We start from the raw sequence: 25,372 nt of genomic DNA, 5'->3' as shown, positions 1-25,372 counted from the left end.
CTTCATCGCGATGTGCGCAGACTGATTGCCAAAGACTTTCGAAGATTCAGACTATCAACTCGGAGTTCCATGAGCAAAAGCACAATGAGCCTTCAGCCTGAGTCACGGCTGTCCGTGTTCTTCGACGCGCGCTTCACCCGCACGACCCACCACGACGGCATCTCCCGCTATGGTGCGTGCCTGCTCGCGGCCCTGCTCGAGGCCGTCGAGGGCACCGACATCGACGTCACCGCCATCATCAGCGACGAAGCCCAACTGGCTCTGCTGCCCGACTGCCGTTGGGTCCGACTCAACGATCCCACCTCCCCCGCCGAGGTCGCCATCGCCGGCAAGCTCAACGGACTCGGCGCCGATGTCGTGTTCTCCACGATGCAGACGATGGGGTCCTTCGGCCGGAACTACGGGCTCATCCTCACCATCCACGATCTCATCTACTATTCCCATCCGCAGCCGCCGAAGGATCTGCCGCTGCCGATCCGACTGCTGTGGCGGGCCTACCACCTCAGCTTCGTCCCGCAGCGCCTCCTGCTCAATCGGGCCGATGCCGTCGCAGCCGTGTCGCAGACGACGAAGGATCTCATCGCTGCCCATCGTCTCACCACGAAACCTGTGGCCGTGGTGTCGAACGCCGCCGAGGTGGCCGCCGCCGGGGCGCGGACCGTGAACCGCAGCGCTGCGCGCACTCTCATCTATATGGGGGCGTTCCTTCCGTACAAGAACGTCGAAGCTCTCATCCTTGCACTCGAGTACTTGCCGGGGTGGACCCTCCACGTGGCCAGCCGGATCGACGGGCCCCGTGAGGCGCAGCTGCGCGCGCTCATCCCCGACCGGGCCCGGGTCGTCTTCCACCGTGGAGTCAGTGAAGAGCGCTATGCCGAACTTCTCGATGAGGCGACGGCGCTCGTCACGGCATCGCGGGAGGAGGGTTTCGGTCTGCCCGTCATCGAAGCCATGGCACAGGGGGTTCCCGTCGCGGTCTCCGATATCCCGATCTTCAAGGAGATCGCCGGCGATGCGGCCGTGTATTTCGACCAGGAGGACCCGCGGGCGATTGCAGCGGCGATCTCAGAGCTCACCGAGCCTGGGACGTGGGAGCAGAAGTCTCAGGCCGGTCTGGTTCAGTCGCAGACCTTCGCCTGGGAGGACTCAGCGCAGGCTCTGGTCGAGCTCATCCGGACTGTCGCTGCAGAACGGGGTTCCGGTTCGGTATGAAGCTCCGGCGTTGAACTGGAGTTCCGGTGCTCAACTGGAGTTCCGGTGCGACATGGAACTCCGGTGCGGCTTCAGCGGACAGTCTCTCCCCAGCTGCGCAGCACCCAGGCGCGGTCTGAGCGGATGAGCTCTCCGTGTCCGCAGTTGCCGAGCACGCCGAGGCGTCCGCTAGCGTTCATCTCCAGCAGGATCTCGGCGGCGCCGCGCAGCACTGCACCATGGGCGACGAACGCGATCGTCTGTGCATCCGATGACTCGACGATGTCCGTCACGGCGGCGGCGACGCGGCTTCCCGATTCGGAACGGGATTCTCCGCCCGGAGGAGCCACATCGGCTCCGGAGGCCCATTCGGCGAGTTCCGACGGCCAGGTTTCGGCCACCTCGGCGCGGGTCGATCCTTCCCATTCGCCGAAGGCGGCTTCGCGCAGCCGCTCGTCACGCACCGGTGTCAGGCCGACAAGCGCTGCGAGACTGTCCGCGGTCTCCGCGGCCCGCGACAGGTCGGAGGAGACGATGAGCTGCGGGGCGAAATCGGCGAGCCGACGGGCGGCCTGTTCGGCCTGGGCGCGTCCGGCATCGTTCAGCGGCACATCCGACTGGCCTTGAAATCGTCCTGCGACATTGAAATCGGTTTGGCCGTGGCGCCAGAACAGGACGGTCTTGGTCATTCGTCTGCGTCTGGTGCGGGAAGCTGCAGGTCGATGACCGGCACGTCTTTCCACAGCCTCTCGAGCGCATAGTATTCGCGCTGTTCGGCGGAGAAGACATGGACGACGATCTCACCGAAGTCGAGCAGGACCCAGTCGCCTCCGCGACCTTCGCGGCGCAGCGGTGTGCGGCCGTGCTCGCGTTGGATGGCTTCTTCGACGGAGTCGATGATCGCACCGATCTGTCGTTCGTTGTCCGCGGAGACGATGAGGAAGGCGTCGGTGATGTAGAGCGTGGAGCTCACATCGAGGCCGATGATGTCGGTACCGAGCTTCTCGTCCGCGGCCTTAGCGGCGGTTCGAAGCAGTTGGGTGGATTCGGCGATCTCGCTCACAAGATCCTTTCGCATGGATGCAGGAATGCAGGTGGTGTCACTGGAACAGGATGAAAGCGACGACGATGAGTGCGATGGCGAAGAAGGCCGCGATTCCGAGGACGATATAGGGCATCTTCGAGGGCTCTTCGCCCATGAGGATCTGCCCGTCCGCTCCCGTCACGGAACTGGCGCGGATCCGTGTTCCCGGTGGGTTCTCGGTCTCTTCGTCTTCGTAGTCGGTGTTCGGCAGCGCCCAGGCTTCGGGCACGGCGTCCATCGGGCGCGTCTCCGGGTTCGCGGCCAGTGCGCGTGCCGCATCATCGGATCCGGGCTCGTGGGACGGGGCATTCGCCTCGGAACGCCCGGCACCGTCCGCAGGTGCGGTTTCGGTGCCGTTCGACGGTGCGGTCGGGGCCTGACTGACGGGTTCGTCGGTGGTGGGGATCTGGGCCGAGGCCGCGGTGACGACACGGACGCCGGAGGTCGAAGGCGGCTGCACGATCGGCATCCGGCGGGCACGGCCGGCCGGCTCCGCCTCGTCGAGTTCGGTCTCCTTCGCCGCTGTCTCGTTCGCTGCTCCGGGTGCGCTCTTCGCAGAATCCGCTGCACCGGCAGTGCTCTGAGTTCCGGTGCCGGGTTCGGCCTTCGCGGCGGCTTCGCGCCTCGAAGCGGGGTCGGCGTTCGGGGCAGGTTCGCTCGTCGCGGCGGGTTCGCGCTTCGCGGCGGTTTCACGCTTGGAGTTCGACTCGCCCTTCGACGGGGCAGTCGAGCTCGACGCATCCTCGGCGGCGTCCTCATCGAGTGCCGAGAAGGGCATCGAGAGGGCGTCGAACGGTTCGTTCTCACGTGTGGTGGGACGTGGTGCGGAGTCGCGTGTGACGGGGGCTTCGAAGTCACGGGCGGCAACTTCCTCGGTGGCTCCGCCGAAGCCGGCTGAATCGTAGGACTCGTGTTCGACGACAGACTCGGACTGTGCGGACGCCGCATTGTCTGACGGTGCAGACGCGGCATTGTCCGACGGCGCAGACGCGGGACTGTCTGACGAAGCAGACGGAGATTTCGATGAGGCTGGCTCAGCGGAGCCGTCCTCGGTGGGACGATCCTCGTCGGGCTCGGAAACTTCGGGCACCGGACCGGTCAGGCGACCTTCGGAGGCGGCCCGGCGTTCGGCCAGCTCCTGGTCGTCGGCCACGACCGGCAGCGCGCCGGTGGACAGATCACCGTTGAGCGAGAGTCCGTGTTCGCGCAGGTAGCGCTTCTTCTCAGCCCGTGACTCGAAATGCGGCAGCGGTGTCCGCTGCGGGTCGAGCCGGTCTTCGGCATGCACGGGTGGCCGGGACTCCTGCGGATGGTCCGAGGCCAGGGCACCGCGTTCGTGACTGGTCCGCGGTGATGGATCGGGGTCGATGCGGGAAGTCGCTGACTCTCCGTCATCTGTCCCGACTGGCTCCGCAGCTGCGGCTCCCTGACGGGACGCCGGTGCCGAGTCGGGCTTCTTCGCCGGCGGCGGACTGAGGAGGTCGGCGCGGGAGTTCGGGGCCTGTTGCGGCTGGTCAGGAACCTCTCGCGCTTCGAACGCCCGTTCCGCCGCCTGCCGTTCGGCTTCGCGCCGGGCTCGACGTGACGTGAACTGCTCCTCAGCCATTCTCACTCCTGTACAACTCGTATTTCGCAATGTACTGCACGACACCGTCCGGCACGAGGTACCAGACGGGTGCGCCATCCATCACCCGTTGTCTGCAATCCGTGGACGATATCGCCAGCGCCGGAATCTGCACGAGACTCAGCCGATCCACCGGCAGTCCCTCACCACGGAGTTCGTGCCCTGGTCGACTGACCCCGACGAAGTGTGCCAAGGAAAACAGCTCATCCACATTCTTCCACGTCAGAATCTGAGCCAAAGCGTCCGCGCCGGTGATGAAGAACAACTCTGTGTCCGGCCCGTAGCTTCTGGCCAGGTCGCGCAGCGTATCGATGGTGTAGGTCGGTCCCGGCCGATCGACGTCGGCTCGGGAGACGGTGAAGCGTGGATTCGATGCGGTGGCGATCACGGTCATCAGGTACCGGTGTTCGGCGCTGGTGACTTCTTCGACGTCCTTCTGATACGGCCGTCCGGTGGGGACGAAAACCACCTCGTCGAGGTCGAAGGTCGCTTGGACCTCACTTGCCGCGACGAGGTGGCCGTGGTGGACGGGGTCGAAGGTGCCGCCCATGACACCGACTCTGCGTCTGTGATCTGCCATATCAGTGGCGGTACGAGATGCCCTTCCACGACCGAGTCACAACGCCAATCGTGAGGAAGATCGCCAGGGTGATGAGTCCGTACCAGATCGGATCCATCGGCAGCTCGACGTGGGCTGCCTGCTCCCCACCTTCGGCCGCGGCGACCATAATGGCTGCGTTCACGTGATAACTCCTTCTGTCTTCTCCGACGCTGATGGTGAGCGTCGGTTTCGCTTCCTTCTCAGTTTCTCATGAACGACCCGGGAATACGGCATCGACATGACTTCGACCGGATCCGAATCCGCCGAGGCGGGGCGGGTGTGCCCCGTCTGTGAGAGTTTCGGGCCGGTTGGGAATCAGGACCGGATCTGACCGTTGCCCATCATCACCCACTTGGTGGTCGTCAGCTGTTCGAGTCCCATCGGGCCGCGAGCATGCAGCTTCTGCGTCGAGATTCCGACCTCCGCCCCGAAGCCGAATTCTCCCCCATCGGTGAATCGAGTCGAGACGTTGACTCCCACTGCTGCGGCGTCGATGGCGGCGACGAAGGTGTCGGCGTTGTCGAGGTCCTTCGTCACGATGACTTCGGTGTGACCGGAGCTGTAGGCCCGGATGTGATCGATCGCCTCTTCGATGCCGGAGACGAGTTTGATCGCGATCTCCAGTCCGAGGTATTCCTTGGCCCAGTCCCGGCGTGAGACTCGACGCACCTTCATCGAGGAGGGCGCCAGAGCCGAGACGTCCGAGTCGGCGTGGACGATGACGCCGGCCTGGTCGAGGCGTTCGAGGATCTTCGGCAGCACGCGTTTGGCGGCCTTCTCGTGGACGAGCAGCGTTTCGAGGGAGTTGCAGACGCTGGGACGCTGTGTCTTCGAGTTGACCACAAGGTCCACGGCAGTCTTCACCGTGGCCGTGGAATCGATGAACATATGGACATTGCCCACCCCGGTCTCGATGACGGGCACGATCGATTCCTGCACGACCATGTTGATGAGTTCGGCGCCGCCTCGGGGAATGAGGAGATCAACGAAGTCACGGGCGTGCATGAGCACGTTCGCTCCCTCCCGGCCGTACTGGTCGATGCCGTTGACCGTGTCAGCAGGCAGTCCCGTCGACTCGATGGCGCTGCGGAGGATGGAGATCAGCTCCGTGTTCGTATTCTGTGCCGCCGAGCCTCCACGCAGCACCGTGGCGTTGCCGGACTTCAGTGCGAGCACGGCGATGTCGACGGTGACGTTCGGACGGGCTTCGTAGATGGCGCCGATGACTCCCATCGGCACTCGCGTCTGGGTGAGTCTGATGCTGTTGGGCAGGGTCCGACCGAGGACGACGTCGCCGACGGGATCGGGCAGATCGATGACGGCTTCGACAGAGTCGGCGATCGCGGCGATGCGATCGGCGTCGAGGCGCAGACGGTCCAGCAGCGAATCGCTCATCCCGCTCTCGGTGCCGGCGGCGATGTCGGCGTCGTTGGCTTTGACGATGCGGTCAGTGTGCGTCCGCAGCGCCTCGGCGATGGCCTGCAGGGCGGCGTCCTTGCCGGTCGTCGACGTCGTGGCCAGGAAACTCGAGGCAGCTTTGGCGTTGCGCGCGATCCGGGTCACGCCGCGCACGGTCTTGGGGTGGATCTCGGCTGCAGCGCTCATGTGCTATCTCCCCCCGCTCACCTGTGTGAGAACGAGATCGTTACGATGGATGACCTCTTTACGGTAATCATTTCCCAGACGGGTGCCAAGTTCCTCGGTTGTGGACCCGAACATCAGCGGCAGCTCCGCGGATGAGAAGTTCGTCATCCCCCGGGCGATGACCTCGCCGTCGACGTTGCGGATCTCGACGGGGTCACCGGCTTCGAAGTCTCCTTCGCTGGAGGTGACGCCGGCCGCGAGCAGCGACGTGCCCCGGGAGAGCACAGCTCGCTCAGCTCCCCGATCGATGGTCACCGAGCCGAAGGTCCGCGCCAGATGGCGCAGCCACAGCAGCCGGGTGCCGCGCCGGCGATGGGTGACTGCGAAGTATGTGCCGACCTCCTCCCCCGCCAGCACCGAGGCGACCCGCGGTGCCGATGTCAGGACCGCGGGAATGCCGGAGTCGGCGACCATGATCGCGGCATCGACCTTAGTGGCCATCCCGCCGGTGCCGGTCCCGGCGGATCCGACCCCGCCGATGGCGATGTCTGCAAGATCGCCGGGTCCGTGCACCCGGCCGATGAGATGAGAGCAGGGCAGGTCCGGAGGACCCGAGTAGAGAGCATCGACGTCGGAGAGGAGGACGAGGGCATCCGCGTGGGACAGGTGCGCGACGAGAGCCGCGAGCCGGTCGTTGTCGCCGAAGCGGATCTCCTCTGTCGCCACGGCATCGTTCTCGTTGACGATGGGCAGGGTGCCCAGGGCGAGGAGTTTGTCGATGGCGCGTTGGGCGTTCTTGTACTGAGTCCGGCGGATGAGGTCGTCGGCGGACAGCAGCACCTGTCCGGGAACGAGGTCGTAGCGACCCAGCGCACGGGCGTACGCGGCCATGAGCAGTCCCTGTCCGACACCGGCTGCTGCCTGCTGGGTAGCGAGGTCCCGGGGCCGTCTGTTCAACCCCATCGGATCGAGCCCGGCGGCGATCGCGCCCGAGGACACGAGGATCACCTCGTGCCCGGCGGCCCGATGGGCTCCGATGACATCGGTGAGCGCAATGAGCTTGGCTTCGTCGAGACCGCCGTCGATGGTCGTCAGGGACGACGAACCGACCTTGACGACGATACGCCGAGCGGTGGCGATATCCTCACGGGCTGCGGATGCAACACCGCTGGCCTGCGGCGTGGCGCTCACTTCTCGCTGTCTCCCGACTCGGGAGCCGGCGTCGCCTCGTTTCGTGCACCACTCTCACGCTGGGCACGCTCGGCGAGGCGCTCCTGCTCGAATTCGGCGCGGACTGCGGCCTTCGCGTCCATCCGTTCGTGATAGGCGGCCTTGCGCTCCTTGCGAGTGGACCGCGTGTCGTCTTCCAGACGGAGGTCCGAACCGCGCGAACCGAGCAGCTCGGCACCGCCGACGGTGGTCGGATCCCAGTCGAAGACGACTCCGTCGTCTCCGCCGACGACGATGGTGTCGCCGGGTTTCGCCCCGGCCTTGAACAGCGCCTCCTCGACGCCGAGATGATCGAGACGATCGGCGAGATAGCCGACGGCCTCATCATTGCCGAAGTCCGTCTGCTGCACCCAGCGACGGGGCTTGTCGCCGAGGACCCGGAACAGGGGTCCCTCCGCGTCGCGTTCGGCACGGATCTCGAATCCGCGATCGTCCACGGCCTTCGGACGGATCACCACACGCTGCGGTGTGGCTTCGACTTCGGCTCGGCGTTCACGTTCTGCCACCACGAGTTCGGCCATGGCGAAGGAGAGCTCGCGAAGTCCGGCGTGGCTGACCGCGGAGATCTCGAAGACTCGGTAGCCGGCGGCTTCGAGATCGGGACGCACAATGTCGGCGAGATCGCTTCCGTCGGGAATGTCGACCTTGTTCAGCGCCACGAGTTTGGGGCGTTCGGACAGCGGGAGCAGTCCGCTGCCGTCGTCGAGGTCGACAGCATAGGCGGCGAGTTCGGACTCGATGATCGTGAGGTCGGAGACCGGATCACGATCGGGCTCCCACGTGGCCATATCGATGACGTGCACGAGACCCGCGCAGCGTTCGACGTGACGGAGGAATTCCAGCCCCAGCCCCTTGCCTTCGGAGGCGCCGGGGATGAGTCCGGGCACATCGGCGACGGTGTAGCGGGTGTCGCCTGCCTGGACCACTCCGAGGTTGGGCACGAGGGTGGTGAACGGGTAGTCGGCGATCTTCGGCTTCGCCGCGGACAGTGCGGCGATGAGACTCGACTTGCCGGCGGACGGGTACCCGACGAAGGCGATGTCGGCGATGGTCTTGAGTTCGAGGACCAGACTCAGCGTCTCTCCCGGTTCCCCGAGGAGAGCGAAGCCCGGGGCTTTGCGCTTCGTCGAGGCCAGGGCGGCGTTGCCGAGTCCTCCGCGCCCTCCGGCGGCTGCGGTGAATTCGGTGCCGTCCTCGACGAGGTCGACGATGACGCTGCCGCCGGAGTCCTTGACGACCGTGCCTTCGGGCACCTCGATGATGAGGTCTTTGCCGTCGGCTCCATGACGAAGATCGCCCTTGCCGATTCCTCCGCCCTCAGCACGCAGATGCGGACGATGGTGCAGCGGCAGCAGAGTGGTGGTCTGGCGATCCACTCGGAAGATGATGTTGCCGCCGTTCCCGCCGTCGGCTCCATCGGGGCCGCCGAGCGGTTTGAACTTCTCACGCCTGATCGAGGCGCACCCGTTCCCTCCATCGCCGGCGGCGAGATGAACGGTGACGCGGTCTACGAACTCGGTGGCCATAGTGTCCTTATATCAGATGAAGGGTGAGTCCTTCGACTCACCCTTCATGGTCCCCTCAGTGGGGAGAATTCATATTGACGTTGGAACGGATCCGGTGAGGATCAGGCCCCGACGATGTTGACGATCTTGCGACCGTTGCGCTTGCCGAATTCCACGGCTCCTGCAGTCAGTGCGAAGAGGGTATCGTCGCCACCGCGGCCGACATTGGAGCCGGGGTGGAATTTGGTTCCGCGCTGGCGGACGATGATCTCGCCGGCCTTGACGGTCTGGCCGCCGAAGCGCTTGACGCCGAGGTACTGTGGGTTCGAGTCGCGACCGTTGCGGGTCGAGCTGACTCCCTTTTTGCTTGCCATGTGAGAAGTCTCCTCTTACTTGATGTTCGTGATCTTCAGGCGGGTGAGGTCCTGGCGGTGGCCCTGACGCTTCTTGTATCCCGTCTTGTTCTTGTACTTCTGGATCACAATCTTGGGTCCGCGGAGCTCTCCTGCGACCTCAGCGGTGACGGAGACCTTCGACAGAGCGTCGGCGTCGGTCGTGACCGTCTCGCCGTCGACAAGAAGCACGGCATCGAGTTCGACGCTGTCTCCAGCCTTCGCCTTCATTCGGTTGACTGTGATGATGTCGCCGACGCTCACCTTTTCCTGGTGGCCTCCGGCGCGGACGATGGCATAGACCATGGTCGAACCCTCTTTCTGCTAATACACAAACGAACGGCGGTTGTCCCTTGGCTGCCGCGAAAGGTCTTCGCAGGCTTCCCATTGAGAGGAATCACCAGCCGTGGCGCGTCACGCGCACCGACGATCAATTCTAGTCGAGACCACACAGCATCGGCAAACCCGTTCGGCACCGACGCGCGACCGAATCATCGACTGTGAGCGATCTCTCGATCATCGACGACGAACTGCGTCCGATCAGCGGCGAGGATCTGCGAATTTTCGGCTCAGCTCTCGCGGGACTCCGCGATGCGTTCGTGTCGTCGGATCACCTCGGCGACGATGAACGCGAGGAACTTCTCTGCGAACTCCGGGTCCAGATGTGAGTCCTCGGCGAGCTCCCGCAGCCGGGCGACCTGCCTGGCTTCACGGGATTCGTCTGCCGGGGGAAGCCCGTGATCGGCTTTGAGCTCACCGACGCGCTCGGTGAGTTTGAATCGCTCGGCCAGGAGATGGACGAGGGAGGCGTCGATATTGTCGATGCTTCCTCGCAGCTCCGCCAGCCGTTCGAGTGCATGTGTCTTGTCGTCTCTGTTCTGCTCCACGCCCTCAGTCTATCGACGGCCGGACACGACTGTGCGCCGCGTCCGTACGGGCGCGGCGCACAGTCGGCCGATATCAGGGCGTCCTCCTCCCCTGATGCGGAGGGTCAGGTCTCAGGCGGACTGTTCGACCGGGACGGCGTCAGCGGTGTCCGGGTCGTTGAGCGTACCCGCCTTGCGGTCGGCGAGGTACTTCTTCATCTCCTTCTTCACGACCGGCATGAGCAGGTAGAGGCCGAGGATGTTGATGAAGGCACACATGAACAGAGCCGCATCGGCGAATTCGACGACCTTGGAGAAGCTGGCGATGCAGCCGACGACGACGAAGATGCAGACGAGTGTCCGGAAGACCATGATCGTGGCCTTCGAGCGACCGAACAGGTAGCTCCATGCCCGCTCTCCGTAGTAGGCCCATGTGATGAGTGTGGAGAAGGCGAAGAGAGCGACGGCGATGGCCAGCAGGATCGGGTACCACGGGGCGACGGTGGAGAAGGCGTCGGAGGCGAGAGCGACGCCGCCGATCTCACCCTCACCGAGGTCGTTGCGGTAGGAGGCCTGGTTGGCAACGATGATCGTCAGCGCGGTCATGGTGCAGATGATCACCGTATCGATGAAGGGCTCGAGCAGTGCGACGAATCCTTCGGAGATCGGTCGACGGGTCTTCACCGCCGAGTGGGCGATGGCTGCCGAACCGATGCCGGCCTCGTTGGAGAAGGCCGAACGCTGGAAGCCGATGATCATGACGCCGACGATGCCGCCGGCCACGCCCTGCGGGTTGAAGGCTCCGGCGAAGATCTCGCCGATCGCATTCGGGATGTTGTCGAAGTTGAGGGCGAGCACGAGGAGGCAGGAGACGACGTAGAAGATGGCCATCCCGGGGACGAGCTTGTCGGTGACCTTCGCGATCGAGCGGATGCCGCCGAGGATCACCAGGGCGACGAGCGCTGCGAAGATGAGTCCGAAGATGAGGGAGGCGAAGGGGCCTGCCAGGAAGCCGTCGTCTCCGCCTGTTGCGGTGCGCACCTGGGCGAAGGTCTGATTGGCCTGGAACATTCCGCCGCCGACGACGCCGAAGACGAGGATGGCGACCGCGAAGAGTCCTGTCAGAACGGCGGCCACTGGCTTCGAGAAGCGGCGGAAGGCGACGGGAAGGTATTTGAACGGTCCGCCGTGGACGACCCCGTTCTCGTCGATCTCACGGTATTTCACTCCGAGTGTGCATTCGACGAACTTCGTGCACATGCCGAGCAGACCGGCCACGATCATCCAGAAGGTCGCGCCGGGGCCGCCGAGGGCGATGGCCACGCCGACGCCGGCGATGTTGCCCAGACCGACCGTCCCCGACAGTGCGGAGGCCAGGGCCTGGAAGTGGGTGACCTCGCCCGGGTCGGTCTTCGAGGAGAACTTGCCGCGGATGATCTCGATCGACAGCTTCGCACCGCGGGCCTGGATGAAGCCGAAGTAGACGGTGAAGACGGCCGCCGCGAAGATCAGCCAGATGACGACGAAGGGAAATGAGAAGTCTCCGATGGTGATCGGAAAGAAGATGATGTTGCCGAACCATGTCGCGATCGGATCGAACCAGGAGTTGATGGCGTCGTCGACCGGAGAGACCGGCGCTGCTGAGATATGAATGTTGTTCATGGTTTGCCAAGATTCCTGAGACGTACGTCACATTCAAGCGTTCCAGCCTGTGAGACCGGTTCGGTTATCAAACCGTTATGAAATCGACCGATCCCGTTCGCTGTGAGACCCGCGTCTCACTCTTTGGCCTAGACTGGGAGCATGACTCAGAACCCTCAGCAGCCAGGTCCCCGACAGAATCAGCCACCCAATCGAGGGCCCGTGCCCAGCGGTGATCCTGCTCCGCACTATCAGGCCGGCTACTCGCAGCAGGCCGCTTATCCTGGGTCCGAACCAGTGACCAATCCCAATGGGCACTATGGATCTCAGGGCTCTCAAGCGGGATCGTCGGGCGTGGCCGATTCGGGGCAGGCCTATGGCCCGCCCGCCGGTGCGCAGGCCAACACCGGTGCACCCCAGCATCATGGTGTCGGAGCGAATCCCGCCTCCCCGATTCCGCCGGAGACGCGTCGTCCGGGTTCGGACTCTCGGCGTCGGCGGTCGGAGCAGGGCCCCGCCTCTGCTCAGCGGCCCGTGTCAGCCCAGCCTCCTGCCTCCGGACCCGGCGGAGCCGCTCCGGCTCGCCTCGTCTCCCCCGAGGGCGAACGGGTGCGAGAGAAGCCCGCCGGAGGTGTCTCCGGCTATTTCGCCATCGTCGGAGCCATCGCTCTGCTTCTGCTCGCGCTGATCCTCGCGGTCATCGGCTTCGTCATGACCTTCGCGCAGGCAGCGGTCGGTGTCATCCTCATCGTCTTCGGCGTCATCAGCTTCATCGCCTCGATGTTCCTCTTCAAGGGATGCACATCGGTGGCACCGGGCCACGCCGTCGTCCTCCAGCTCTACGGCAAGTACGTGGGCACGGTCCGTCAGTCGGGTCTGCGTTTCGTCAATCCTTTCTACACCAAGGACCAGGTCTCCACTCGAATCCGCAATCATGAGACCTCGACGCTCAAGGTCAATGATCTCGACGGCAACCCGATCGAGATCGGTGCAGTCGTGGTCTGGCAGGTCAAGGACACTGCGCAGGCGATGTTCGAAGTCGACGACTTCGAGGAGTTCGTTGCGATCCAGGCGGAGACCGCGGTCAGGCACATCGCGAACTCGTACGCCTATGACTCCTCAGACCCGCGGCGGATGTCGCTGCGCGACAATGCCGATGAGATCACCTCGAAGCTTTCCGACGAGGTGGCCGCCCGGGTGATGGCCGCCGGCGTGACGGTCATCGAATCCCGTATCACCCAGCTGGCCTACGCCCCCGAAATCGCGCGGGCCATGCTGCAGCGACAGCAGGCGACTGCGGTCGTCGCTGCCCGCCAGCTCATCGTCGAAGGGGCCGTCGGAATGGTCGAGACGGCAATTGAGCAGATCGAGGGCAGACAGATCGTCAAGCTCGGACAGGCAGAGCGCAGCGATCTCGTCTCGAACCTCATGATCGTCCTCTGCGGTGATCAGGCGGCCCAGCCGACGATCAGCACCTCACGCAATCAGCAGTCCGGCGGCTGAAGCGCGCCGAGCACAGTCTCGCTGCAGTTTTGGTTCGCCCTCGCCTCAGGCCGAGCTCGGCATCCCTGTTGGCCGAGTTCTGCCCTCTGGCCGGTGACGAAGCGCCCCGCCGACGAATCTTCGTCGGCGGGGCGCTCTGTGTTCGTTCGGCTCAGCGGTGCCGGGCACCGCCGCGGGACTCAGTCGTCGCCGATGATGACGAACGAGGTCGGCAGCTGCTCCTGCACCGGCTCGCTGGCCTTCTTGGCAGGCTCTTTCGCCTTCTTCACCGGTGCACGTTTGACGGGGGCGGCGGTGGCCACCTTCGTCTCGGTGTCGGCACCGATCATCAGCGGCAGGTCCTTCGGCTCCTCGACCGGTTCGGCCGCGGGCTTCTGAGACTTCTGCGCGCCTCCGGACGAAGCGTTCTTGGACGCAGAGTCCTTGGAAGCAGCGTCCCTGGGCTCAGAGTCCTTGGACTCAGCTGCGGAGGCTGCCTCCTGCGTCGACGCTTCCTGCGCCGCGCCGGCAGACTGCTTGCCGGCTGCCTCCGACTCATCGGACTTCGCAGACCCGGAATTCGAACGCCTGCGGTTGTTGCGCGAACGCGAACGGGACTTCTTGCCCTCGTCGACGCCGGACTTCTCGTCTGTCTCGGACTTCGCCTCGTCAGTGTCTGTGTCGTCCTTCTTCAGTGTCGCCTTCGCGATCGCCGCGACAGCGGAGCGGGAGGCATCGGAAGACACCGTGTCCTCCTGCGTCTCGGGCTCGGTCTGCTTCGCCTTCGAACCCGAATCTCCGCGACGCTTCCGGTCACGGCGGTTGTCATTGTTCGATGACCTGTTGCCGCGGTGTGACTTCGAGCCGTCCTCTTCGCTGCCCGGCAGCAGCAGACCACGACCAGTGAGGTCCTCCCCGGCGCTGACCAGGGATTCAGCCAGACCGGTGCCGATCCGCTTCCGGGTCATCTGTACGAGGCCCAGTGAAGTCACTTCCGCGACCTGATGCTTCGTGCGGTCGCGTCCGAGGCATTCGACGAGGCGGCGCACCACGAGGTCGCGGTTCGATTCGAGCACCATGTCGATGAAGTCGACGACGATGATTCCGCCGATGTCGCGCAGACGCACCTGGCGGATGACCTCCTCGGCGGCCTCGAGGTTGTTGCGGGTCACCGTCTCTTCGAGATTGCCTCCCGAACCGGTGAATTTACCGGTGTTGACGTCGACCACCGTCATCGCTTCGGTCCGATCGATGACCAGCGAACCGCCCGACGGCAGGTTCACGGTGCGCTGCAGCGCCTTCTGGATCTGCTCTTCGATCCGGTAGTGGTCGAAGATATCTTCGTCTTCGCTGTAGCTGTGGACGCGTTCGAGCAGGTCCGGGGCCACGGACTCGACGTATTCGTGGATCGTGTTCCAGGCTCCGTCTCCGTCGATGACGAGCGAGCTGAAGTCTTCGTTGAACACGTCTCGGATGATGCGCACGATCATGTCCGGCTCGCTGTAGAGCAGCTGCGGGGCGAGCACCTTCGTCGACTTCGACTTCTTCTCGATCGTCTCCCACCGCTTGGCCAGGCGTTCGACATCGCGGGAGAGATCCGAATCAGTGGCGCCTTCGGCAGCTGTGCGCACGATGACGCCGTTCGAATCGCCGACGAGCTCTTTGAGCAGCTTCTTCAGCCGCGCACGTTCATTGTCCGGCAGCTTCCTGGAGATGCCGGTCATCGAATTGCCGGGCACGTAGACCAGGAAGCGGCCCGGCAGTGAGATCTGGCTGGTCAGACGGGCACCCTTGTGACCGATCGGGTCCTTGGTCACCTGCACCAGCACGGCGTCGCCGGGACTCAGCGCGGTTTCGATGCGACGGGCCTTGCCGTCCATCCCGAGCGCGTCCCAATTGACTTCACCGGCGTAGAGCACGGCGTTGCGGCCCTTGCCGATGTCGATGAACGCCGCTTCCATGCTCGGCAGCACGTTCTGGACCTTGCCCAGGTAGACGTTGCCGATGAGTGACGACTGCTGACGGTTCTCTTTGAGGTAGTGTTCGACCGCGATTCCGTCTTCGACGACGACGAGCTGCGTCTGGTCGCCGCTTTCGCGGACGAGCATTGTGCGTTCGACGGATTCGCGACGGGCGAGGAACTCCGCCTCGGTGATGATCGGGCGACGACGTCCGGCCTCACGGCCTTCCTTGCGTCGCTGACGCTTGGCTTCGAGACGGGTCGAGCCCTTCAGGGACGTGACTTCATCACGATCGGAGCTGCTGGAGCTGCCGGAGCTGCGCGTGCGGGAGCGACGGCGGCGACGGCGACGAGAGCCGCCTTCGGAATCGTCGTCATCGTCATGATCGTCGGTGTGAGAGTCATCCGAGCCGGTGTTATCCGAGCTTGCGTCGTCGGAGCCGTGGTCAGACTTCGACTGCGAATCGTGTGAGCCCGAATCCGACTTCTGTCGCGATCCGCGATTGTTCGACCGTGAGCCGCGCCGCGAGGACCGGCTGTTCTCCGAATCGGAGTCGTCGTCCTCGGAGTCGTCAGATTTTCCCGCAGAGTCCTCAGACTTTCCGGAGGAGTCCTCGGAATCGTCATGGTTCTCGTCGCGGCTGCGCGAGCGGCGCCCGCGACGACGGCGTGGACCTGAGGAGTTCTCGTCGTCATCGTTGTCACTGCGCTGCGAGGATTCGGAATCGGCGTCGGAGTCCTGGGAGTCGTCCCAGTCGTCGTCGGACTCGTCGTCGATGCTCACGACCTCGGCATGTTCGGCCTTCGGGACCTGAAAGATCAGGCCGCCGTCGTGCGGAACGGCCCGGTTCGCACGGGGTTCGGCAGGCTCCGTCGCTGCTGGTGCCGGTGTCGGGGCGGGTGGGGCGAAGGGGTTGCGCGGATCGAAGCTCACAGCCGGCTGACGCGGTGATGAGTCCTCCGCACCATCGGAGTCGTCCTCGGCATAGGAGTCGGAGTGGTCGTCATCGTCGGAGTGGTCGTCGGAGCCCGCATCGTCGGAGTCTCCGCGGACGAACTGCTCGAAGACGAGACCGCGATTGGCGACGGCATCACGCGCCGGCTTGGGGCGGCTGCTGCGAGGTGCCGGTTCCGGTTCCTCGTCGTCGCTGTCATCGGCATCGCCGATTCGCAGGGATTCGGCCGCCTCGGCGATGTCGTCAAGACGTGCTCGCACACTGTCATCGACGTCGTCGGCGGAATTGCCCTTGGCATTGACCGACTGCTGCAGATTCGCCAGATCGGCGAGGATGCCTTCGGTCGGATCTGTCGATTCGTTATCGTCGTTCGACATTTCGTTCATCGTATCTCCCAGTCCGAAGATGCCGTCCACACCGTACGGATCTTCGGATCCTTACATGGTCCTTGGGCGGACCGAAACTTGTGGATGGCACGTCCGGCTCGCGCTCAGCGCGTAGGCCTTCGATGCAGCCTCATCTTGTTGTCGACCTGCGAGGTCATACCCTCGACTCGGTGGAGGCCCTTCTCCTGCTCGGTGTGAGAGCAGGTATCCGTCATGCCATTATGTCACAGAAGTCGATCTGAGCTGATGATTCGGTTCTCAGGGTTTGCCGCAGACTTCCGCGCCAGGCATTCTTGGAGGGTGAACAGTGCACAGACCCTCTCCGACGACATCGAAGCCCCTCCGTCCGCCACGTCGTGGGTGCTGAGATCCGGCCCGTTCGGAATCTTCCTCATCGTCGGCTCGGTGATCGGCTTCCTCGCATCATTCACTCTGTCGGCGGAGAAATACGACAAGCTGGCGAACCCCGATGTCGTGCTCTCCTGCGACCTCAACCCCTTCTTCTCCTGCGGTTCGGTGATGGAACACGCCGAGTCCGAACTGTTCGGGTTCCCGAATCAGCTTCTCGGCATCGCAGCCTTCATCTTCCCGCTGCTCATCGGCGTGCTCATCCTCTCGGGAGCGAAGCTGCCCGGCTGGGTGATGATCGGACTCAATATCGGGTTGGGTCTCGGCGTGGTCCTCGTGATGTTCCTGTTCTACATCTCGATCTACAAGATCGGAGTCGGCTGCCCCTGGTGCATCGTCGTCTGGACCATGACGATTCCGATGTTCGTGGCGGTGACTGCACGCAATGTGCTCTCCGGCCGGTTCGGCAGCGCTGTCGCCCAGAACGCGTTCGCCCGGGTCGCGGCCAAGGAGAACATCGCACTGTCGGTGCTGTGGATGCTCATCATCTTCGCGTGCATCGTCGTCCAGTTCTGGTCGTACTTCTCCAATCTGCTCTGAAGCTTCAGTCCGGTCCCGGCAGACAGCGAGGGCGCCCCGCAGACTCTGCGGGGCGCCCTCATCCGATCTGGGCCGAAGTCGGCAGCTGCCGTCGGCCACAAGCTGTGCCGGCTGCGATCAGGCCGGGTACCAGATGCCGATCTCGCGTTCGGCCGACTCTGTGGAGTCGGATCCGTGGACGAGGTTCTTCTGCACCTTCTCACCCCAGTCGCGACCGAGATCGCCGCGGATCGTTCCCGGTGCTGCGCTCGTCGGGTCGGTGGCGCCGGCCAGCGACCGGAAACCGGGAATGACTCCTTCGCCCGAGGCGATGATCGACACGATCGGGCCCTCGGACATGAAATCGACGAGCGGCTGGTAGAAGGGCTTGCCTTCGTGCTCGGCGTAGTGCGCGGCGAGCTCTTCGGCCGTGGCGGTCCGCAGGTTGAGCGCATCGATCGTGTAGCCCTTGGCTTCGATCCGTGCGACGATCGCTCCGATGAGGCCGCGAGCGACTCCATCGGGTTTGATGAGGATGAGGGTACGTTCCATTCTGGTCCTTCCAAGTTCGAGTGGACGTCGGTGAACAGTCTACCCGGGCGATACGTCCGCTCCGCCCGGATGCGGTGGGTCGCTCAGCCGCGGGCTGCGACCTCGCGGTCGATTCGAGCCGACCAGTACACGGCCGCAGCCCACAGGCCGAGGAACAGCGCACCGACGAAGAACATCGAGCTGAGCACGAAGCCGGAGGCCAGGAGCAGCACCTGCACGATCCAGCCGAGGATCACTCCGGGCCGTTTTTCGCCGATGCGCCGCGGCAGCAGGATCACCGCGATGATCGCGAGCACTGCCACGACCGAGGCTCCGATGAGCAGCTGTCCCAAGGTCAGGGTCTGTGCCGATTTCACGGACAGGCCGAAGGTCGTGAGCACGGCGAAGTAGACGACGACGAGTTCGCAGATGAGAATCGACCCGCACAGGACGGGATACTTGGATTTCACTGGTCTTCTCCCCTGCCCAGCAGGAGCCGGGCCTCGGCGACGGTGTAGAGCGAACCGGTGACGACGATGCCGGGGCTCTTCGCGTCGACGCCGTTGGCCAGGTCGATGGCCTTCATCAGGGCCGCGTTGAGGTCGGAGGCGACGAAGACGTCGTCTTCGTCGACCCATTCGCGGGCCGCCTCGGCGAGCTTCTCGGCCGGCAGCGCACGGGCGCTGAGCGTCTCGCTGACGACGAACACATCGGCGCTGCGGTGCAGCTCTTCGAGGACCCCGCCGATGTCCTTATCTTCGAGCATCGCGAGCACCATGACCACGTAGTCGAAGTCGAAGGCCTCGGCGAGAGTGTCGGCGAGCACATGTGCGGCATCGGGGTTGTGCGCGCCGTCGACGACGACGCTGGGTCCGGTGCGGACGAGTTCAGTCCGCCCCGGCGAGGTCGCCCGGGCCAGTCCCTCGGCCACGGTCTCCTGATCCAGGGGTTTGTCTTCCGCGCCGAGGAATGCTTCGGCCGCGACGATCGCGACCGCGGCGTTGTGTGCCTGGTGGATGCCGTGCAGAGGCACGAAGACATCGGAGTAGACGTCGCGACGGCCCTGCACTGTGATGAGCTGGCCGTCGACTGCCCGCTGCCGATCGAGCAGGCGGAAGTCCCGCTCCTCTGTCACCAGCGGCACCTCCCGGCGGGCGGCTTCGGCGTCGAGCACGGCCTGCGCCGCTTCGTCCTGGACCGCGGTGATGGCCACCGGGGACGGTGCCGGGCTCGGTTCGACGGTGCGATCGAGGATGCCCGATTTCGTGGTCGCGATCTCTTCGATCGTGTCCCCGAGGAATGCCTGGTGGTCGAGTCCGATCTTCGTGAACACGCAGACCTGGGCGTCGGCGACATTCGTCGAATCCCACTGACCGCCCATGCCGACCTCGGTGACGACGACATCGACGGGCGCGTCGGCGAACACAGCGAAGGCCAGCACCGTCAGTGCTTCGAAATAGGTGAGCCGGGCCCGACCCTCGGCCTCCAACTGGGCATCGACGATGTCGAGATACGGTGCGATCTCGTCGAAGATGCGCACGAACGTCTCTGCGGACACCGGTGCGCCGTCGACGGAGATCCGTTCGGTCACCGAGTGCAGGTGCGGGCTGGTGAAACGGCCGACACGCAGTTCGTGGGCGGTGATGAGCGAGTCGATCATCCGCGCCGTCGACGTCTTTCCGTTCGTCCCCGTGACCGTGATCGTCGGGGCAGCGGTGTGGATGTCGCCGAGCAGCTCACAGGCTCGCCGCGTCGCGTCGAGGCGCAGCTCCACCTGGGTCTCCCCCGCCCGGGCCAGGAGCAGGGCGTAGACCCGGGCGAGTTCGCCTGCGTTGTCGTCGTCGGTGCTCATGCCCGCTTCACCGCCAGACGGGTGCCGCCCGGCAGCTCTTCGGGGGTGAAGAGCTCACCGGCGTCGGCAGCAGGGCCGAAGCTCAGCGAGGAGGCCAGGGTCTCGCCGGCGATGAGGTCCGAATGGGGTTCCAGGGCGGCGGCCACCTCGGTGTTCGCTTCGATCGTCACGGCGATGCGGTCGGAGATGTGGAGGTCGAGCTGCTTGCGGATGCCCTGGATCGCACGGACGGCATCGCGGGCCATTCCTTCGGCTACGAGCTCCGGGGTGACCCGGGTGTCCAGGGCGAGGAACCCGGAGTCCAGGGCCGCGAGCTCCATGCCTTCGGTCCCGGATTCGGCAACCGATTCCAGGGTGTATTCGCCGTCGACGAGTTCGATGCCGCCGCTGATGACGACCCCGTCGGTGACCGACCAGTCCCCGGACTTCGAGGCCTTGATGACCTGCTGGACCTGTTTGCCCAGGCGCGGGCCGGCCGCACGGGCGTTGACGACGAGGTTCTGCGACAGGGAGAACCCTGCGGCTTCCGCCTCGGCGACGTCGAGGACCGACACAATGCGCACATTGAGCTCATCGGCGATGATGTCGGTGAAGTCGGTGCCGAGCTCGGTGTCCGTGGCCACCGTCATCTGCGACAGCGGCAGGCGCACACGCAGATGGTTGGCTTTGCGCACCGAGGATGCCGTCGAGCAGATGTCGCGGGTGAGGTCCATCGCGGCGACGAGATCGGCATCGGCGGGGAATGCCGCAGCGTCGGGGTAGTCGGCCAGGTGCACGGACCGCTCGCCGGTCAGTCCGCGGTAGATCTCTTCGACAGTGAACGGCAGCAGCGGAGCCGCGACGCGGCAGAAGGCTTCGAGGCAGGTGAAGAACACGTCGAAGGACTCGTGCGTGTCGACGCCGCCGTCCCAGAAGCGGCGACGCGAACGACGCACATACCAGTTCGTGAGCATATCGAGGTAGCTGCGCACGAGATCGCAGGCGGCCCAGATGTCCAAGCCCTCCATCGCCTCGGCGAAGTCCGCGATGAGATCGTGCGTCTTCGCCAGCAGGTAGCGGTCGAGGACCTGAGACGAGTCGTACCGGGTCTGTGCCTGGTAGCCGGTCTTCGCACCGTCGACGCCGTCGGCGGCATTGGAGTAGGTGGCGAAGAACTGCCACGTGTTCCACAGCGGGAGCACGACCTGGCGGACTCCGTCGCGGATGCCCTGTTCTGTGACAACGAGGTTGCCGCCGCGCAGGATCGACGAGGCCATGAGGAACCAGCGCATCGCATCCGAACCGTCACGGTTGAATACCTCATTGACGTCCGGGTAGTTGCGCAGGGACTTCGACATCTTCTGCCCGTCGGAGCCGAGCACGATGCCGTGCGAGATGCAGTTCGTGAAGGCCGGGCGGTCGAAGATCGCGGTCGCGAGCACGTGCAGCAGGTAGAACCACCCGCGGGTCTGGCCCACGTATTCGACGATGAAGTCGGCCGGGAAGTGGTTGTCGAACCATTCGGAGTTCTCGAACGGGTAGTGCACCTGGGCGTAGCTCATCGAACCGGAGTCGAACCAGACGTCGAAGATCTCGGGAATGCGGCGCATCACCGACTTGCCGGTCGGGTCGTCCGGGTTCGGCCGGGTCAGGTCATCGACCCACGGACGGTGCAGGTCGACCTCGCCGGAGTCGTTGACCGGCAGACGGCCGAAGTCGGCTTCGATCTCGGCCAGGGAACCGTAGACATCGGTGCGTGGGTAGGACGGGTCGGAGGAGACCCACACCGGGATGGGCGATCCCCAGAACCGGTTGCGGGAGATCGACCAGTCGCGGGCGTTTTCGAGCCATTTGCCGAACTGGCCGTGCTTGACGTTGTCGGGCACCCAGTTGATCTGCTCGTTGAGTTCGACCATGCGGTCCTTGAACTCGGTGACGCGGACGAACCACGAGGACACTGCGCGGTAGATCAGCGGGTTCCGGCAGCGCCAGCAGTGCGGGTAGGAGTGTTCGTAGGATTCATGGCGGACCAGCAGCGCGCTGCGCGATTCCATCGGGCCCGTGTGGTTGCGCAGATCCTTGATGATGGCCTTGTTCGCGTCGAAGACCTGCTGACCCGCGTAGTCGGGAACAGTCGATTCGAAGCGTCCGCCGTCGTCGACGGGGCGCACTGCGGTGATGCCGTAGGAGTCGGTGAGCTCCTTGTCCTCTTCACCGAAGGCCGGTGACTGGTGGACGATGCCGGTGCCGTCTTCGACGGTGACGAAGTCTGCGGCGAGGATGGTGTGCATGTTCTCACCGAATTCCGCCTGTCCGCCCTCGAAGTACGGGAACGGAGGTTCGTAGGCGGCTCCGACGAGTTCGCTGCCGGCGAAGGTCCGCACCACCTGCGGGTCCTCGCCGAGTTCACGGGCGTAGGCGCCGAGGCGCGCCTCGGCGAGGATGAGCGTCTTGCCCTGCAGCTCCTCGGCACCGTCCTCACCGGGGATCACGGCGACGAGCGGGATCTCGGGGTTGACGGCCACTGCCTGGTTCGACGGCACCGTCCACGGAGTCGTCGTCCAGATGAGGACCCATTCGTCGGTGTCCTTGAGTTTGTAGCCGATCGTCACCGCCGGATCCTGCCGTGTCTTGTAGACATCGTCGTCCATGCGCAGCTCATGGTTCGACAGCGGTGTTTCGTCCTTCCAGCAGTACGGCAGAACACGGTAGCCCTCGTAGACCAGGCCCTTGTCCCACAGCTGCTTGAACGCCCAGATGACGCTTTCCATGTATTCGACGTTGAGCGTCTTGTAGTCGTTGTCGAAGTCGACCCAGCGCCCCTGACGGGTGACGTACTCTTCCCATTCCTGCGTGTAGCGCAGAACAGAGGACCGGCAGGCGTCATTGAAGGCGGCCAGACCCATGCGTCCGATCTCGGACTTGTCGGTGATACCGAGCTGACGTTCGGCCTCGAGCTCGGCGGGCAGACCGTGGGTGTCCCAGCCGAAGCGACGGTCGACCTTCTTGCCCCGCATCGTCTGAAAGCGCGGGACGACGTCCTTGACGTAGCCGGTGAGCAGGTGACCGTAGTGGGGCAGGCCGTTGGCGAAGGGAGGGCCGTCGTAGAAGACGAACTCGTTCTCACCGTTCGTGCCGGCATCCCGCTGTTCGATCGACGCCTTGAACGTATCGTCTTCCTGCCAGTAGCGGAGCACAGCGTCTTCGATCTCCGGGAAGTTCGGAGAGCTGGAGAGGCCGAAGGTCGAAGTCGATACCTTGGGGTAGAGAGGCTGAGTCATGAGCGTCCTTCTGGGTCACTGCGGTCACTGTCACGAGGACGACAGTCTGCCGCGGTACCACCTCGCTTATCCGCAGTCCGGCCCGTTGGGGCCGGTCCGCGGATCGCTCATTGTCCGGACTGTGACGGGTCCACCCGTCCGGTTCTACTGAGAAGCCAGCGATGACGCACTGGTTCCGTTCTTCCGGATGCTCCCCGGTGATGGCCGGATCGACGCATATCAATCGTATACCGTCGACTCCGTCGGAGACCACTCGACGGCGGCAGCCACCGCCGTCGAGTGTGCACCCGGTGGGAGTCGGGCCGGTTCACAGTCCCTGGTTGCGTGCGACCTTGTGCTGGGCGGCCTGGGCGATGGGACGGATGACCATGAGGTCGACGTTGAAATGGTGCGGGCGGGTGAGGGTGTAGACCACCGCATCGGCGACGTCGTCGGCGGTCAGCGGCTTCTCGACGCCTTCGTAGACCTTTGCGGCCTTCGCTTCGTCACCGCCGAGGCGCTTGACGCTGAATTCGTCCGTCGCGACCATGCCCGGTGCGATCTCGATGACGCGCACGGGGTCGCCGGCGAGTTCGAGCCGGAGGGTGGCGGCGATGGAGTGCGAACCGTGTTTGGCCGCGACATAGCCGCCTCCGCCTTCGTAGGCCTGGTGGCCAGCGGTCGAGGACATCACGACGATGTCCCCGCGACCGGACTCGATGAGCGCCGGCAGCAGAGCCTTGACCGTGCGCAGCACGCCGAGGACGTTGATCTCGAACATGTCCCGCCACCCGTCGACGGAGGCTTCGGCCACGGTGTCGGTGCCGAAGGCGGCCCCGGCATTGGCGACGAGCGAATGCACGACTCCCCCGGCGAGCACCTTCTTCGCCATCTCGGCGACGGCGACGTCATCGGTGAGGTCGGCGACGATGTAGTCGGCTCCGGTCTCCTCGGCGAGGGTCTTGAGCTTGTCTTCGCGGCGGGCCACGGCGACGACGTCCCAGCCCTGCTCCCGCAGCTGACGAACCGTGGCGGCTCCGATGCCCGAGCTGGCTCCGGTGACTACTGCTCTGAGAGTTTCCATCTGCTTCCTTGTCTGTCGGGGTGAACGGTCGCAGAGGCGACCTGATCCGGTTCTGCGATTCTGATCTCAGTATTCAGTCTACGGAGTCTCGTCTCAACGGGGAATCCTGATGTTCCGGCGGCGCTGTTCCTGCCCGGCCCGGCTTGGGAGCTCGGGTCCGAGTGTGCGGATTGCGTGGGCCGCCTTCGCCGAAGACCGACCGCACCCCTGGGATCTTCACCGCCGCCCAGGTGATGAGCGCGCACACGAGCGCATATGCCAGGGGCATGACGAACGCGTGGAGCGCGACTCCCGGCACCGAGGCGGGCAGGCCCATGAGATTGCGGACCGGGTAGAGGATGAGCGGGTGGAGGAGGAACACCCCGAACGAATACGGGTAGAACCGGTGCAGCAGCCCGAAGCCTTCCCTGAGGTGGAAGTGCATGAGCAGGTACGCCGCCATCGACGCGACGACCACGCCCGGCGCGAGGTACTCGTAGGGGAACAGCCACGGCCTCTCCCCCGGGCCCAGTCCTGCCCAGACGGCAGTGGCTGCGCACGAGCCGAGCAGCGTTGCCCAGGCGATGAGCGCACCCCGCGCAGACAGGACGATGTCCCGCAGCACCCAGCCGAGGATGTAGAAGCCGGCCATCGGCAGGAAGCGGGTCGCGATATTGGCTTCGCCGACGTCGAAGACCATCGACACCCATTGGTCGAGCATCCCGATGCCGAGGAAGATCAGTCCTGTCCCCCACTGCAGACGCCTGGACCCGTGGACGCTGAGAAGGCGGAAGAACGGAGTGAGCAGGGTCAGTCCCGCAAGCACATAGAGGAAGTAGAGCTGGACGAACGGCGAACCGGTGAGGATCGCGATCCCGGGGTTCCAGCTGTTGTCGTCAGGCTGCAGATAGTAGCGGCGGAACAGGACGTAGACGACGGTCCAGAAGACGAGTGGAATCCCGATGCGCCAGATGCGTTTGGACAGGAACTTCCGCGGTTTGCTGCCGCGATCGGGGTCGAGGGCCAAAGCCCCGGAGATCATGATGAACACTGGCACCGACCACCGGCACGCGGAGTCGACGATGTTGGCCAGCCACCAATCGGGCCCCATATCCGCGAAATTCTGCTCCACCACAGTGCCCAGGGAGTGGATGGCGACGACGGCGACGATGGCGATTGCGCGAGCAGGATTCATCCACGCCGTCGACGTGGGAGGCGGATTCTCTGTCGGAATTCTGTCCAAGGGCGCCATGCGTCC

General features: G+C 64.7%; 22 protein-coding genes. 3 read left to right on the top strand and 19 right to left on the bottom strand.

Annotated elements, in window-relative coordinates; translation table 11 throughout:
* Nucleotides 1-69 precede the first annotated feature (69 nt).
* On the top strand, nt 70-1,212 hold the full coding sequence (locus L1F31_RS08665) for a glycosyltransferase family 4 protein (protein WP_265420238.1): 1,143 nt from the start codon (nt 70-72) through the stop codon (nt 1,210-1,212).
* Between the two features lie 71 nt (nt 1,213-1,283).
* Here the strand turns inward: L1F31_RS08665 and L1F31_RS08660 are convergent, their stop codons facing one another.
* The 12 genes from L1F31_RS08660 to L1F31_RS08605 all read right to left on the bottom strand — a co-directional run bounded on the left by L1F31_RS08660 (nt 1,284) and on the right by L1F31_RS08605 (nt 11,739).
* Nucleotides 1,284-1,880, bottom strand: coding sequence for a histidine phosphatase family protein (locus L1F31_RS08660; protein WP_265420237.1), 597 nt, complete (start codon nt 1,878-1,880; stop codon nt 1,284-1,286).
* A complete protein-coding gene (rsfS, locus tag L1F31_RS08655; protein ID WP_265420236.1) occupies nt 1,877-2,254 on the bottom strand; it encodes a ribosome silencing factor in 378 nt (125 codons plus the stop codon). Before rsfS ends, L1F31_RS08660 begins: the two co-directional genes overlap by 4 nt.
* A gap of 37 nt (nt 2,255-2,291) precedes the next feature.
* Nucleotides 2,292-3,881, bottom strand: coding sequence for a hypothetical protein (locus L1F31_RS08650; RefSeq protein WP_265420235.1), 1,590 nt, complete (start codon nt 3,879-3,881; stop codon nt 2,292-2,294).
* The gene (gene nadD, locus L1F31_RS08645; RefSeq protein WP_265420234.1) at nt 3,874-4,479 is read right to left on the bottom strand and encodes a nicotinate-nucleotide adenylyltransferase; all 606 of its coding nucleotides are present in this window, start codon (nt 4,477-4,479) and stop codon (nt 3,874-3,876) included. Before nadD ends, L1F31_RS08650 begins: the two co-directional genes overlap by 8 nt.
* Before the next feature lies 1 nt (nt 4,480).
* Nucleotides 4,481-4,642: a hypothetical protein gene (locus tag L1F31_RS08640; protein WP_265420233.1), complete on the bottom strand. Its 162-nt coding sequence runs from the start codon at nt 4,640-4,642 to the stop codon at nt 4,481-4,483.
* Nucleotides 4,643-4,815: 173 nt separating this feature from the next.
* Nucleotides 4,816-6,105 carry a glutamate-5-semialdehyde dehydrogenase gene (locus L1F31_RS08635; RefSeq protein ID WP_265420232.1) on the bottom strand — a complete coding sequence of 430 codons (1,290 nt, stop codon included), beginning with the start codon at nt 6,103-6,105 and terminating at the stop codon, nt 4,816-4,818.
* Nucleotides 6,106-6,108: 3 nt separating this feature from the next.
* Entirely contained in the window at nt 6,109-7,275 is a 1,167-nt protein-coding gene (proB, locus tag L1F31_RS08630; RefSeq protein ID WP_265420231.1) for a glutamate 5-kinase, read from the bottom strand.
* Nucleotides 7,272-8,840: a GTPase ObgE gene (gene obgE / locus L1F31_RS08625; RefSeq protein WP_265420230.1), complete on the bottom strand. Its 1,569-nt coding sequence runs from the start codon at nt 8,838-8,840 to the stop codon at nt 7,272-7,274. Before obgE ends, proB begins: the two co-directional genes overlap by 4 nt.
* A gap of 101 nt (nt 8,841-8,941) precedes the next feature.
* A complete protein-coding gene (gene rpmA / locus L1F31_RS08620) occupies nt 8,942-9,193 on the bottom strand; it encodes a 50S ribosomal protein L27 (protein ID WP_265420229.1) in 252 nt (83 codons plus the stop codon).
* Nucleotides 9,194-9,208: 15 nt separating this feature from the next.
* Nucleotides 9,209-9,517, bottom strand: coding sequence for a 50S ribosomal protein L21 (gene rplU / locus L1F31_RS08615; protein WP_166971486.1), 309 nt, complete (start codon nt 9,515-9,517; stop codon nt 9,209-9,211).
* A gap of 263 nt (nt 9,518-9,780) precedes the next feature.
* Nucleotides 9,781-10,098, bottom strand: a complete 318-nt coding sequence (locus L1F31_RS08610) for a chorismate mutase (protein ID WP_265420228.1) — start codon at nt 10,096-10,098, stop codon at nt 9,781-9,783.
* Nucleotides 10,099-10,209: 111 nt separating this feature from the next.
* Nucleotides 10,210-11,739: an alanine/glycine:cation symporter family protein gene (locus tag L1F31_RS08605; RefSeq protein WP_265420227.1), complete on the bottom strand. Its 1,530-nt coding sequence runs from the start codon at nt 11,737-11,739 to the stop codon at nt 10,210-10,212.
* A gap of 141 nt (nt 11,740-11,880) precedes the next feature.
* On the opposite strand from L1F31_RS08605, the gene L1F31_RS08600 reads away from it, so the two are divergent.
* Nucleotides 11,881-13,221, top strand: coding sequence for an SPFH domain-containing protein (locus tag L1F31_RS08600; protein WP_265420226.1), 1,341 nt, complete (start codon nt 11,881-11,883; stop codon nt 13,219-13,221).
* A gap of 179 nt (nt 13,222-13,400) precedes the next feature.
* On the opposite strand, the gene L1F31_RS08595 is transcribed toward L1F31_RS08600, so the two are convergent.
* Complete coding sequence (locus tag L1F31_RS08595; protein WP_265420225.1) at nt 13,401-16,493, bottom strand: Rne/Rng family ribonuclease; 3,093 nt, start codon at nt 16,491-16,493, stop codon at nt 13,401-13,403.
* Between the two features lie 309 nt (nt 16,494-16,802).
* On the opposite strand from L1F31_RS08595, the gene L1F31_RS08590 reads away from it, so the two are divergent.
* Entirely contained in the window at nt 16,803-17,450 is a 648-nt protein-coding gene (locus tag L1F31_RS08590; protein ID WP_265420224.1) for a vitamin K epoxide reductase family protein, read from the top strand.
* Between the two features lie 117 nt (nt 17,451-17,567).
* Here the strand turns inward: L1F31_RS08590 and ndk are convergent, their stop codons facing one another.
* From ndk to L1F31_RS08560, 6 genes are all read right to left on the bottom strand, one after another.
* Complete coding sequence (gene ndk / locus L1F31_RS08585) at nt 17,568-17,981, bottom strand: nucleoside-diphosphate kinase (RefSeq protein ID WP_265420223.1); 414 nt, start codon at nt 17,979-17,981, stop codon at nt 17,568-17,570.
* Nucleotides 17,982-18,064: 83 nt separating this feature from the next.
* The gene (locus L1F31_RS08580; RefSeq protein ID WP_265420222.1) at nt 18,065-18,430 is read right to left on the bottom strand and encodes a DUF4233 domain-containing protein; all 366 of its coding nucleotides are present in this window, start codon (nt 18,428-18,430) and stop codon (nt 18,065-18,067) included.
* On the bottom strand, nt 18,427-19,812 hold the full coding sequence (locus L1F31_RS08575; RefSeq protein ID WP_265420221.1) for a bifunctional folylpolyglutamate synthase/dihydrofolate synthase: 1,386 nt from the start codon (nt 19,810-19,812) through the stop codon (nt 18,427-18,429). Before L1F31_RS08575 ends, L1F31_RS08580 begins: the two co-directional genes overlap by 4 nt.
* Nucleotides 19,809-23,072, bottom strand: coding sequence for an isoleucine--tRNA ligase (gene ileS / locus L1F31_RS08570; protein ID WP_265420220.1), 3,264 nt, complete (start codon nt 23,070-23,072; stop codon nt 19,809-19,811). Before ileS ends, L1F31_RS08575 begins: the two co-directional genes overlap by 4 nt.
* 307 nt (nt 23,073-23,379) lie before the next feature.
* Nucleotides 23,380-24,135, bottom strand: a complete 756-nt coding sequence (locus L1F31_RS08565; protein WP_265420219.1) for an SDR family oxidoreductase — start codon at nt 24,133-24,135, stop codon at nt 23,380-23,382.
* 73 nt (nt 24,136-24,208) lie between these two features.
* Entirely contained in the window at nt 24,209-25,366 is a 1,158-nt protein-coding gene (locus L1F31_RS08560) for an acyltransferase (RefSeq protein ID WP_265420218.1), read from the bottom strand.
* Between the last annotated feature and the right edge of the window lie 6 nt (nt 25,367-25,372).

It is taken from the genome of Brevibacterium spongiae (assembly GCF_026168515.1).
In the GTDB taxonomy this organism is placed as follows: Bacteria; Actinomycetota; Actinomycetes; order Actinomycetales; family Brevibacteriaceae; genus Brevibacterium; species Brevibacterium spongiae.
The sequence above is the reverse complement of the archived record's forward strand: the minus strand, read 5'-3'. Positions and strand labels throughout refer to the sequence as shown.

Coding starts and splice junctions, on each gene's coding strand:
- L1F31_RS08665 (WP_265420238.1), top strand. CDS start 70: ATGAGCAAAAGCACAATGAGCCTTCAGCCTGAGTCACGGCTGTCCGTG.
- L1F31_RS08660 (WP_265420237.1), bottom strand. CDS start 1,880: ATGACCAAGACCGTCCTGTTCTGGCGCCACGGCCAAACCGATTTCAAT.
- L1F31_RS08650 (WP_265420235.1), bottom strand. CDS start 3,881: ATGGCTGAGGAGCAGTTCACGTCACGTCGAGCCCGGCGCGAAGCCGAA.
- nadD (WP_265420234.1), bottom strand. CDS start 4,479: ATGGCAGATCACAGACGCAGAGTCGGTGTCATGGGCGGCACCTTCGAC.
- L1F31_RS08635 (WP_265420232.1), bottom strand. CDS start 6,105: ATGAGCGCTGCAGCCGAGATCCACCCCAAGACCGTGCGCGGCGTGACC.
- obgE (WP_265420230.1), bottom strand. CDS start 8,840: ATGGCCACCGAGTTCGTAGACCGCGTCACCGTTCATCTCGCCGCCGGC.
- rpmA (WP_265420229.1), bottom strand. CDS start 9,193: ATGGCAAGCAAAAAGGGAGTCAGCTCGACCCGCAACGGTCGCGACTCG.
- rplU (WP_166971486.1), bottom strand. CDS start 9,517: ATGGTCTATGCCATCGTCCGCGCCGGAGGCCACCAGGAAAAGGTGAGC.
- L1F31_RS08605 (WP_265420227.1), bottom strand. CDS start 11,739: ATGAACAACATTCATATCTCAGCAGCGCCGGTCTCTCCGGTCGACGAC.
- L1F31_RS08600 (WP_265420226.1), top strand. CDS start 11,881: ATGACTCAGAACCCTCAGCAGCCAGGTCCCCGACAGAATCAGCCACCC.
- L1F31_RS08595 (WP_265420225.1), bottom strand. CDS start 16,493: ATGTCGAACGACGATAACGAATCGACAGATCCGACCGAAGGCATCCTC.
- ndk (WP_265420223.1), bottom strand. CDS start 17,981: ATGGAACGTACCCTCATCCTCATCAAACCCGATGGAGTCGCTCGCGGC.
- L1F31_RS08575 (WP_265420221.1), bottom strand. CDS start 19,812: ATGAGCACCGACGACGACAACGCAGGCGAACTCGCCCGGGTCTACGCC.
- ileS (WP_265420220.1), bottom strand. CDS start 23,072: ATGACTCAGCCTCTCTACCCCAAGGTATCGACTTCGACCTTCGGCCTC.
- L1F31_RS08565 (WP_265420219.1), bottom strand. CDS start 24,135: ATGGAAACTCTCAGAGCAGTAGTCACCGGAGCCAGCTCGGGCATCGGA.
- L1F31_RS08560 (WP_265420218.1), bottom strand. CDS start 25,366: ATGGCGCCCTTGGACAGAATTCCGACAGAGAATCCGCCTCCCACGTCG.